Below are 9,664 nucleotides of genomic sequence, written 5' to 3'. Positions count from 1 at the left end.
GAAACGACGGCAATGACCAAATCACAAATTCTATCGCAAGCGTCAAGCTCAATCCTTGCGCAAGCGAAACAAGCGCCAAACTCAGCGCTAAGTCTGCTAGGTTAATTTCAAACCTAAGACGAGAACCTCATTGGCTCGTGGTGAGAGATGAGCGAGTAAACCCAGCTTCGGCTGGGTTTTTTTCTGTCTTTTGGGCCCCCAGGATTTCTGCGAATCACGACATTAGAGCTTCATCACATTTCAGTAAGCCAAAGAAAATAATCGCAAAAAATTGAAAATTTCTTCTAAAGGATATTCATCGGTCGCCGTTAAAGGGACTGAGAGAAATGAGATGTACCTAAGTGAGGTGAGAGACACGACGGTACATTCACTAAAGCCTTAAGGAGATCAATTATGGCGATTAACGTTAATACTAACGTTTCTGCGATGACTGCACAGCGTTACCTAAACCAGGCAGCTGACGGTCAACAAAAATCAATGGAGCGTTTGTCTTCGGGTTATAAAATCAATAGCGCGAAAGACGATGCTGCAGGTCTACAGATTTCAAACCGCTTGAATGCACAAAGCCGTGGCCTAGACATGGCAGTGAAAAACGCAAACGACGGTATTTCTATTGCACAGGTTGCTGAAGGTGCAATGAATGAATCTACCAACATCCTACAACGTATGCGTGATCTTTCGCTTCAATCGGCGAACGGCTCTAACTCAAAAGCAGAACGTGTAGCGATCCAAGAAGAAGTAACAGCGCTAAACGACGAGCTAAACCGTATTGCTGAAACTACCTCTTTCGGTGGTAACAAGCTTCTAAACGGTACTTACGGTACTCAGTCTTTCCAAATCGGGGCGGACTCAGGTGAAGCAGTGATGCTGTCTATGGGTAACCTACGCTCAGACACTTCAGCAATGGGTGGTAAGAGCTACGCAGCAGAAGAGGGTAAAGACGCATCTTGGACTGTTGGTGAGAAAACAGAGTTCAAAATGAGCTACACCAACAAGCAGGGTGAAGAGAAAGAGCTATCAATCAGCGCTAAGCAAGGCGATGATATTGAACAGCTAGCGACATACATCAACGGTCAAAACGATGATGTAAAAGCCTCTGTTGGCGAAGATGGCAAACTACAAGTATTTGCTTCTTCTCAAAAAGTTGAAGGTGATGTTGAGTTTTCTGGCAACCTAGCAGATGAGATCGGCTTTGGTGGTCCGAAAGACGTAACAGTGAAAGACATCGACGTAACCACAGTAGCTGGCTCTCAAGAAGCAGTAGCGGTTATCGACGGCGCTCTTAAGTCCGTAGACAGCCAACGAGCTTCACTCGGTGCTTTCCAAAACCGCTTCAACCACGCAATCAGCAACCTAGACAACATTAACGAGAACGTTAACGCGTCTAAAAGCCGTATTAAAGATACTGATTACGCGAAGGAAACCACTGCGATGACTAAGTCGCAAATTCTTCAGCAAGCAAGTACTTCAATCCTGGCTCAAGCGAAGCAGTCTCCATCTGCAGCGCTAAGCTTGTTGGGCTAAGTGGTAAACCCAGCCTGAGGTCAACACCTTAGTGCTGAGGCACCAAAGCGATAGATTCTATCGTTAGCCCATAAGGTGGAAGGGAGATTGTAATGGATATATCCTCCTACGCATCGAACATCCAGCCTTACGGCACGCCAAATGGCACAAAGTTTGCAAATAAAAATGGCAATGATATAGGCACGTCTAGCCCAGCAAATTCAAATGGTGAGATTTCGCCGCAAAAAGCGAAAAACACCGAATACGACTTCTCTGTTCAAGCTGCGATCGAGATGGCTGAAAGCCGTCAAGAACTGAACAAAGAAGAACGTGAAAAATTGGTCGCACAAATGAATGAATTTGTAACGTCCATAAACAAAGGAGTCGCATTTCGAGTGGATGAAGAATCCGGACGAGATGTGGTGACGATTTATGAAGCCAATACCGGTGACGTGATTCGTCAAATTCCTGATGAAGAAATGCTAGTGGTATTGCGTCGCCTAGCTGAGCACACAGCCAACAGCGGGTTGTTGACTGAAAAAGTGTAAGTCGTTTTTAGAGGTGATTTGATGAGTTTAGGCCCTTTGGGGATGTCTGGCGGCATGGATATTAATTCCATGGTCAGCAAAATTGTGGATGCCGAACGCGTACCAAAGCAGCAACGCATCGACAACGAACGCACGACAATTAATGCCAGTATCAGTGCTTACGGGCGACTCAGAGAATCATTGGATACGATGAAAAATCTCATGGCGAACTTTCGTCAGGAGAAAGCATTTGCCGTTCGCACTGTCGAAACGACCAATGACAATATCGTATCTGCCACGGCAACCACAGATGCTATCGCTGGCAAATATGCTATCGATGTGTTGCAGCTTGCTCAGAGCCACAAAGTCGCTTCTGACGTATTGCCAGAAGACGCAAAATTTGGCCCTGGTAAGCTGCAGATTTCGCTTGGTGATGAGCGTTTTAATATCGATGTTCGTTCCCGATCTAAGCTCATCGATGTCGTACGCGGCATCAATGGCGCTAAAGATAACCCTGGCGTTCGTGCATCTCTTATTAACGACGTCGAAGGTCCACGCCTTATCCTTGCTTCTAACCTCTCTGGTAAGGATCATCAAATCAGAGTCAGTGTGGAGGCAGAAAAAGGCAACCCTCTTAAATATTTCGAATACCAAACACTTGAAGACCGCGTCAACGCGCTTGAAGAAGCTCGTTCAGCGGCGGAAGATGTCTTAGGTCCTCTTAAATTTCCGGAACAACCAGCAGAAGAGCTGGATGCAAACGGCAATCCTCTACCTCCAGAAGAGCAAAAAGCGGCAGACGATGTACAAGATGATGCATCGCAAGCGCCAATCTCTGCGGCGGGTGCAGAAGCAGCCAAAGCTGGTCAAGAAGCCATTGATGAAGCCAACCGACGCGCGAGCTTACGCCCTGAAGACAGAATTCCAGGGTGGACAGAAACTGCGTCAGGTACTTTGTTGGACTCTTATGAAGAACCAGAGCTTGAACTCGACGAAAAGGCAATAGAGAAGGCACCAGATGTACCAGGCTGGAATAATGCCGCATCGGGCACCCTAACCGATTCTTACGTTACGACGAAAGAGGCTAAGCAGCTTCTTGAGCAAGAAAAAGCGGAAATCGAGCAAAAAATTGCGAGTGAAAAGCAAGCGTTAGACGAAAAAGTGGCACGTGGTGAACTTTCCGAAGCGCAAGCTAAGCAAATTCATCGCGCTAAACTTGATCCTCAAGAACGTGAGCGTCTGGAAAAAATTGATGAAGCAGAAGCGAAAATCGCAAAGGCACAATCTGCTTTTGAAGAATACCTTGGAATGACAGAAGTACAAGCAGGGCAAGATTCAGAAGTTCTGCTTGATGGAGTGGCAAAGCTATCTAGCCACAACAATGTGATTGAAGATGCGATCGAAGGTGTTGATTTAACGCTAAAAGGCAAATCAGAACCGAATAAACCGCCTGCTGAAATTGGTGTCGAGTACGACCGTCAAAGTGTACGCAACGATATCGAAAACTTTGTGGCAGCGTATAACTCGTTTTATCAAACCTCCCAAGCGTTGGCGAGTGTGGATCCGGTAACTGGCCAAAAAGGGCCGTTGTCAGGTGACAGCACCGTACGCAGTGCAGATTCACGATTAAAATCGGTCTTTTCTACTCGAATCGATAAAGCACCTGAAAACCTAAAGTCCTTAACAGAATTTGGCATTACGACCACACGTCAAGGCACCCTAGAAATCAACTATGACATGCTAGACCGCCAGTTGAACAATAACTTCAACGAGTTAGAAAAGTTCTTCGGTGGCAACACAGGTTTTGCTAAACGAGTAGAAGATGCGATTCACGGTATCACAGGTATTACAGGCAGTATTCGTACTCGAGAAAAAAGTCTCACAGAACAAAACTACCGTTTGAGTGACGATCAAGCGGCATTAGATCGCCGCATGGAAAGCCTAGAGAAGCGTACTCATGCGAAGTTTACCGCGATGCAAGATGCGACCGGTAAAATGCAAGGCCAGTTAGGCGCTTTGATGAGTGCGTTGGGTTAATAAATGCAAAAAGAACTCATGGAAATTAGTGATATAGATCAACTAATTACGCAAGAATTAGAAAAAATTGATTTTAATGCTGAAGAAATTCTTCGCTTGGTCGATATCAGGGAACGGTTATTGCAAAACCTGTTACCAATTATTCATCAAAATCCTTTGGTTAAGCAGGATGCAGAGTGGCAAGCATTGCTAACTCGTACCAAAAGAATTGTCGAGCTGATGCAATCGGAAACGTCAAAGGTCGGAAAAGAGCTCCATAAGTTTCGTTATGGCCAGCGTTCACTTCAGCAGTACAAAAAATTTATTTAAAAGAGGATTACTATGCGCGGTTCTTTGCAAGCATACAAAAAGGTATCAGTCGACAGCCAGCTTAGCGCGGCTTCTCCGCACAAAGTCATTCAAATGCTTATGGCTGGTGCGATTGAGCGCCTTATTCAAGGTAAAGCAGCCATGCAAGCAGGCAATATTCCAGCAAAAGGTGAGCGCTTAGGTAAAGCGTTAGACATCATTATCGCGCTACGCAGCTGTCTATCTATGGATGACGGTGGTGATATTGCTTCAAACTTAGATTCACTGTATGAGTTTATGATCACGCAAATTTCTGCTGCTAACCATCAAAATGAGCCTCAGCTGATCGACGACGTTATCGACATTATCCGTGAGATCAAGTCCGCTTGGGACCAAATCCCAACAGAGTTTCATAATCTTACCGCTGCTGAAGTTGGTATTTAATAGTCAAAACAATGCGTTAAGATACTAGACGAATATATTTGTCAATTGCGCAACGAGTTGTGTAGCAAAGTTTCTATCAAGCTCACACCTCTCCATTGCTTGGTTGCCTTATTTTTATATTCAAATAAAATAGAAGCCATTAGTAGCCCTAATGGCTTTTTTGTTGCTGATTTTCCTATTTTGTCTATCGTAAATTGAGTGTGGTGGTTCTGCCTTCTTTAGCACCCAATTGCGCAAATCAAGGTTTGGCCGCAACGCACCTAAAATAAAGGCAATCATTCTTACTTATGCATGGTTTGGCAAAGCTGCTTGTAATTGATGATGACGCATCAAGTCGTTTAAATTTAAGCAATATATTGGAATTTGTTGGAGAAAATTGCGAAGCGGTCAGTTCTGATCAGCTCAGCGATGTTGATTGGTCTAGCGTATGGTCGTGCTGTATTGTTGGTAATATTCCAGCAGGTCAAGCGGCGAGTACGGTTATCTCTCATTTAAACAGCGCTTACCACATCCCTCTTCTAGTCATGGGCCGTTTTCCTTTGCCTGTTGATGATCTTCCAAATTTTGTTGGTGAACTAGAGCTGCCGCTTAATTACCCACAGCTTAGTGAAGCGTTACGCCACTGCAAAGATTTTCTGGGGCGAAAAGGAGTGAATGTTGTTGCTAGTGCACGCAAAAACACGCTTTTTCGCAGCTTAGTTGGTCAAAGTAGAGGTATTCAAGAAGTTCGACACCTGATTGAGCAAGCATCAAACACGGAAGCAAACGTGTTGATCTTAGGTGAGTCCGGTACGGGTAAAGAAGTTGTTGCGCGTAACATCCACTATCACTCTTCATACCGCGATGGCGCATTTGTACCTATTAACTGTGGTGCAATACCGCCTGAGCTCCTAGAAAGCGAATTATTTGGTCACGAAAAAGGCGCGTTTACTGGTGCGTTAACTGCCCGTAAAGGTCGATTTGAGCTCGCAGACGGTGGCACTATCTTTCTTGATGAGATTGGCGATATGCCAATGTCGATGCAAGTAAAGTTGCTTCGTGTATTGCAAGAACGCTGCTTTGAACGTGTAGGTGGCAATAGTACCATCAAGGTAAATGTTCGAGTTGTGGCGGCGACACACCGTAATCTAGAAAATATGATTGAAGAAGGCACGTTCCGAGAAGACTTGTTCTATCGTCTGAACGTGTTTCCGATTGAGATGCCAGCGCTGAAAGAGCGCAAACAAGATATACCATTGCTGCTGCAAGAACTGATGACACGTTTAGAGGCGGAAGGCGGACAACCTATCTGTTTTACCCCTCGTGCGATCAATTCATTGATGGAGCACAACTGGCCGGGTAACGTGCGTGAGTTAGCGAACCTTGTTGAGCGAATGATCATTCTGTACCCAAATAGCTTGGTCGATGTAAACCACTTACCAACCAAATATCGCTACAGTGATATCCCAGAGTTCCAACCAGAAAGTAATCCGTTTATTTCGGTTGAAGAACAAGAGCGTGATGTGTTCCAAGACATCTTCTCTGAAGATTTTAGCTTTGAAGATCAAGACGACCTTGATCACAGCATGAACGCCCCGCAAGCGCTGCCACCGGAAGGGGTTAATTTGAAAGAGCTGCTGGCTGATTTAGAAGTTAATATGATCAGCCAAGCATTAGAAGCGCAGGGTGGCGTTGTAGCAAGAGCGGCCGACATGCTGGGTATGCGACGTACTACGCTGGTGGAAAAAATGCGTAAGTACAACTTACAGCGCTAGGTAAAGTGAAGTTTTAAGACGATATCTGAATTATCACTTGTGCTAGTTAACATCGTTTTTCTGGCATCCAAAACCGTTATCTCTGAGTGTCAACTTATTGTCGATAGCTTAACATACTGATAAATATAAAGAATAGCTTGGTACGCTAATTGCTTACCAAGCTATTTTAGTTTTAGCGGCGATATTTCGACAGGCAGTAATGGATAACAACACCAATCAATCCCATTTAGATTCCGTAGAGAATCAGGTTGAGCGCTACAAACAGGTGCTCGATGTGATGCCTGCTGGAGTGATTTTGCTCGATACGTACGGAGTAGTCCGTGAAGCAAATCCAGAAGCGCACCGAATTCTTGAGATTCCACTGGTTAACGAAAAATGGTTCAACGTTATCCAGGCGGTGTTTGACCCACGTGAAGATGATGGCCACGAAGTTTCATTACGTAATGGCCGTAAAGTTCGACTCGCCATCTCGGCGTCCACAACAGGTCAATTGATCCTGATTACCGATTTAACCGAAACCCGTTTACTTCAAGCTCGTGTCAGTGATTTACAGCGCTTATCGTCGTTAGGACGTATGGTTGCGTCGCTTGCTCACCAAGTAAGAACGCCGCTGTCGAGCGCTATGTTATATGCATCCAATTTGGGAGCGCCAAATCTTCCTCCAGCGACAAAAGATCGCTTCCAAACCAAATTAATGGATCGACTGCACGATTTGGAAAAGCAGGTTAATGATATGCTGCTTTTTGCTAAAGGTGGTGATAATAAAGTCATTAAGCCATTTACGATTGCCCAGTTGGTAGCGGAATATCAGCCGATGGTCGAAACCGCGCTAAAAAACAACAGTATTGATTACTGCCTAGAAGTGGAAGAAGAACAAACTGAACTACTAGGCAATGCGAACGCCATTGCATCCGCATTGAGTAATCTGGTCATGAATGCGATTCAAATGTCTGGTAAAGAATCGCAAGTCGATATTTTTTTCCGCCCGGTAAATGGTGAGTTACGCATTTCTGTGCAAGACAGCGGACCGGGAGTGCCCGAAGAACTGCAAGCCAAAATCATGGAGCCATTTTTTACCACACGTTCTCAAGGAACTGGATTAGGGTTGGCAGTTGTTCAAATGGTTTGCCGTGCCCATGACGGTCGATTGGAACTTATTTCAGAGCAGGGTGATGGAGCCTGCTTCACCATGTGCATTCCGCTAGAGCGAGTGCAAACAGAAGCGCAATAAGCGGCTTTTGGTAATAACAATTTCTGGAGAATCATAATGGCGCAAAGCAAAGTGCTGATCGTAGAAGACGATGAAGGTCTTCGTGAAGCCCTAGTCGATACTCTGGCTCTGGCTGGGTATGAGTGGTTGGAAGCGGACTGTGCTGAAGATGCACTGTTAAAGCTGAAATCGAATACGGTTGATATCGTCGTTTCTGATGTGCAAATGGCGGGTATGGGTGGCTTAGCTCTGCTCAAAAGCATCAAGCAGAATTGGCCTAACTTACCAGTATTGCTAATGACGGCGTACGCCAATATTGAAGATGCCGTGTCGGCAATGAAAGACGGCGCGATTGACTACATGGCGAAACCATTTGCACCAGAAGTGTTGCTAAATATGGTCAGTCGTTATGCACCGATAAAAAGTGATGACAACGGTGACGCTATCGTTGCTGATGAGAAAAGTCTGAGCTTACTCGCGTTGGCCGATAAAGTGGCGCGTACAGATGCGAATGTTATGGTGCTAGGTCCGAGTGGCTCAGGTAAAGAAGTGATGTCGCGTTATATTCACAACGCGTCAAATCGTAAAAATGGTCCTTTTGTCGCAATTAACTGTGCCGCGATTCCTGACAATATGCTCGAAGCAACACTGTTTGGCTATGAAAAGGGCGCATTTACTGGTGCTGTTCAGGCATGCCCAGGAAAGTTTGAACAAGCGCAAGGTGGCACAATCTTGCTTGATGAAATCAGCGAAATGGACTTGAACCTGCAAGCGAAGTTGTTGCGTGTTTTGCAAGAGCGAGAAGTAGAGCGCCTAGGCAGTCGCAAAAGCATCAAGTTAGATGTTCGTGTGTTAGCGACTAGTAACCGTGATCTTAAGCAATACGTGTCAGAAGGAAACTTCAGAGAGGACTTATATTACCGCCTGAATGTATTCCCAATTGCGTGGCCTGCACTTAAAGAACGTAAAGGCGATATTGCACCGCTTGCCAAGCATCTTGCTGAGCGTCATTGCAGCAAAATGGGCATGCCAGTGCCTCAATTCTCGACCGTTGCGTTAGAAAAACTATTGCAATACCCTTGGCCGGGTAATGTTCGTGAGTTGGATAACGTGGTTCAACGAGCGCTGATATTAAGTGAAAATGGCGACATCGATGCTGAGCACATTTTGCTTGAGGGCGTAGATTGGCAAGATGCCAATAGCTTACAACACGTGGTGCAAAATGCAGATATGGTCGTGCCCAATGTTAAGCCAGTTGCTCAAGCTGAGAGTGTCAGCCGCCCAGTAACTGGTGGAGAAGGCTTAGGCAGCGAGCTGCGCGATCAAGAATACGCCATTATTTTAGAGACTTTGGTTGAGTGTAATGGTCGACGCAAAGAAATGGCGGAGAAACTGGGTATAAGCCCTCGAACCTTGCGCTATAAGCTTGCCAAAATGCGTGATGCTGGTATAGATATCCCGAATTAACACAGACAACGGCCATAAGACGAAAAGTGTAAGTAAATTGATTGCTAATGTCTTATGGCACGTTAATTGCTTTGTCAATAATCAGTTTTGTTAATAGTCAATCTTTTGGCTTAGAGGTGCTAATGAAAATTGATGGTATTCAGGCAGAAATGCGCGCCATGATGGTAGAAGCAACCAATACGGCTCCTACTGCAAGTGGGGCGAAAGTTGGAGCGGATTTTAACGATCTCCTAACTAAAGCCATCAATAACGTGAACACACTTCAAAAAGCATCTGGTGATTTACAAACCCGTTTTGATCGTGGTGATGCCGATGTATCCCTTTCTGACGTTATGATCGCTCGTAACAAGTCTAGTGTCGCTTTTGATGCGACGGTTCAAATTCGCAATAAACTCGTTGAGGCATATAAAGATCTCATGAACATGCCAGTGTAA

General features: G+C 45.2%; 10 protein-coding genes. All 10 read left to right on the top strand.

The features are described 5' to 3' along the window. Positions 1–105, top strand: a 105-nt coding sequence (locus tag R8O10_RS12605) for a flagellin (RefSeq protein ID WP_254661342.1), incomplete at its 5' end; no start/stop codon positions are given. Positions 106–393: 288 nt separating this feature from the next. Next, positions 394–1,524, top strand: coding sequence for a flagellin (locus tag R8O10_RS12600; RefSeq protein ID WP_005380449.1), 1,131 nt, complete (start codon positions 394–396; stop codon positions 1,522–1,524). Positions 1,525–1,616: 92 nt separating this feature from the next. Next, on the top strand, positions 1,617–2,051 hold the full coding sequence (flaG, locus tag R8O10_RS12595; protein ID WP_005384493.1) for a flagellar protein FlaG: 435 nt from the start codon (positions 1,617–1,619) through the stop codon (positions 2,049–2,051). Positions 2,052–2,072: 21 nt separating this feature from the next. Then, positions 2,073–4,067 (top strand): flagellar filament capping protein FliD, encoded by a 1,995-nt coding sequence (gene fliD, locus R8O10_RS12590; RefSeq protein ID WP_047102855.1) that lies wholly within the window; start codon positions 2,073–2,075, stop codon positions 4,065–4,067. Between the two features lie 3 nt (positions 4,068–4,070). Then, positions 4,071–4,376, top strand: coding sequence for a flagellar protein FliT (locus tag R8O10_RS12585; RefSeq protein WP_005380456.1), 306 nt, complete (start codon positions 4,071–4,073; stop codon positions 4,374–4,376). 12 nt (positions 4,377–4,388) lie between these two features. After that, complete coding sequence (gene fliS, locus R8O10_RS12580) at positions 4,389–4,799, top strand: flagellar export chaperone FliS (protein WP_005380457.1); 411 nt, start codon at positions 4,389–4,391, stop codon at positions 4,797–4,799. Between the two features lie 287 nt (positions 4,800–5,086). After that, positions 5,087–6,553 carry a sigma-54 dependent transcriptional regulator gene (locus R8O10_RS12575; protein WP_318191446.1) on the top strand — a complete coding sequence of 489 codons (1,467 nt, stop codon included), beginning with the start codon at positions 5,087–5,089 and terminating at the stop codon, positions 6,551–6,553. A gap of 199 nt (positions 6,554–6,752) precedes the next feature. Beyond that, positions 6,753–7,784 (top strand): sensor histidine kinase, encoded by a 1,032-nt coding sequence (locus R8O10_RS12570; RefSeq protein WP_005380459.1) that lies wholly within the window; start codon positions 6,753–6,755, stop codon positions 7,782–7,784. A 36-nt stretch (positions 7,785–7,820) separates the two neighbouring features. After that, positions 7,821–9,230 (top strand): sigma-54-dependent transcriptional regulator, encoded by a 1,410-nt coding sequence (locus tag R8O10_RS12565; protein WP_005380460.1) that lies wholly within the window; start codon positions 7,821–7,823, stop codon positions 9,228–9,230. Between the two features lie 122 nt (positions 9,231–9,352). Continuing rightward, positions 9,353–9,664, top strand: a complete 312-nt coding sequence (gene fliE / locus R8O10_RS12560) for a flagellar hook-basal body complex protein FliE (protein WP_005384482.1) — start codon at positions 9,353–9,355, stop codon at positions 9,662–9,664.

The organism is Vibrio sp. 1727, assembly GCF_033344415.1.
Lineage (GTDB): Bacteria > Pseudomonadota > Gammaproteobacteria > Enterobacterales > Vibrionaceae > Vibrio > Vibrio alginolyticus.
The sequence above is the reverse complement of the archived record's forward strand: the minus strand, read 5'-3'. Positions and strand labels throughout refer to the sequence as shown.